The sequence below is a fragment of the Lacticaseibacillus manihotivorans DSM 13343 = JCM 12514 genome (assembly GCF_001435035.1).
Lineage (GTDB): Bacteria > Bacillota > Bacilli > Lactobacillales > Lactobacillaceae > Lacticaseibacillus > Lacticaseibacillus manihotivorans.
Window position 1 is genome coordinate 1 of record NZ_AZEU01000093.1, and the last position, 1,022, is coordinate 1,022.

At 45.2% G+C, this 1,022-nt stretch carries 1 protein-coding gene; it reads right to left on the reverse strand.

Features of this window, described 5'->3' with window-relative positions:
- Window positions 1-9: 9 nt before the first annotated feature.
- Window positions 10-903 carry an IS3 family transposase gene (locus tag FD01_RS04680; protein ID WP_056962884.1) on the reverse strand — a complete coding sequence of 298 codons (894 nt, stop codon included), beginning with the start codon at window positions 901-903 and terminating at the stop codon, window positions 10-12.
- Between the last annotated feature and the right edge of the window lie 119 nt (window positions 904-1,022).

Consider the following 1,022-nt stretch of genomic DNA (forward strand, 5'->3'; position numbering starts at 1 on the left):
AATCTGTCTCTAAGCGGCTTCATTCCAGTATTCATCTGGAGTGAGGCCGTTTCTTTGTGCTGAACGATTGTGGCAATTGAAGTATTCAATACCTTCTTCAACCAGTTTCTCGAGTTCTTGGAGAGTCTTAGGCATCGAATGACGATCCATCCAGCGCAATTTGAACTCATTCCACCAACGTTCCATTGGCGCATTATCGAATGGCGTGCCCGGACGAGACATGCTACGAGTTACATCGTAACGTGCAAGAAAATTATTGAAGGCGCCAGAAGTGTAAGCTGAGCCGCGATCCGTATGAATCAATGGATGAACGGCTCCGACACTATCAAATGCACGTTGGAACACTTCGATTTCCGCAGCTGAAGTTTCAGTGACGCTAAGATGGTGTGACAAGAGAAGTCGTCCATAGAGATCAAGAACGCCACTCAACCGAATTTTATATTCGCCGTTTGGACCAAATCTCAGTTCGGTCGAGTCGGACAACCAGACTTTATTAGGCGCATCCGTATCAAAATTTTGGTTTAAGACATTGTCTTGGATGTATTGCTCACTAGCTTTTTGGCGACTGTGTTTTTTAACTCGAATTTGGCATTTCAATCCAAGTTCTCGCATCACTCGTCGAACCATTTTATGAGTAACTTCAAAAGTAATTGACTCGTCATGCTGAAGGTTGACTAACAGATTTCCAGCACCAATACCTTGATGATGGAAATCAAACCAGTGTTGTGTCCGTTCCTTGAGCCGACGATCGCGGGCTTCCCAAGCCGTTTCTTCTCGCTTTAATCCTTTGTAGTAAGCCTGCCGGCTTACTCCGACAACAGCTAATAACTTGGTAACTGCACCGCGCTTGCCTTGACTGGTCTCTTTAATTGCGAGGTAGGCCTGTCGATGTTGTTTATTCACCCCTTGCGCTGGAGTTCCAGCAATTTTTTTGCGAATTGTTCCACCAATTCTTTGTCTTTGAGCTCAGCTTCGAGCTGGCGAATTCGAAGGTTTGCTTTATCGAGATCAGTTAGTTCTGA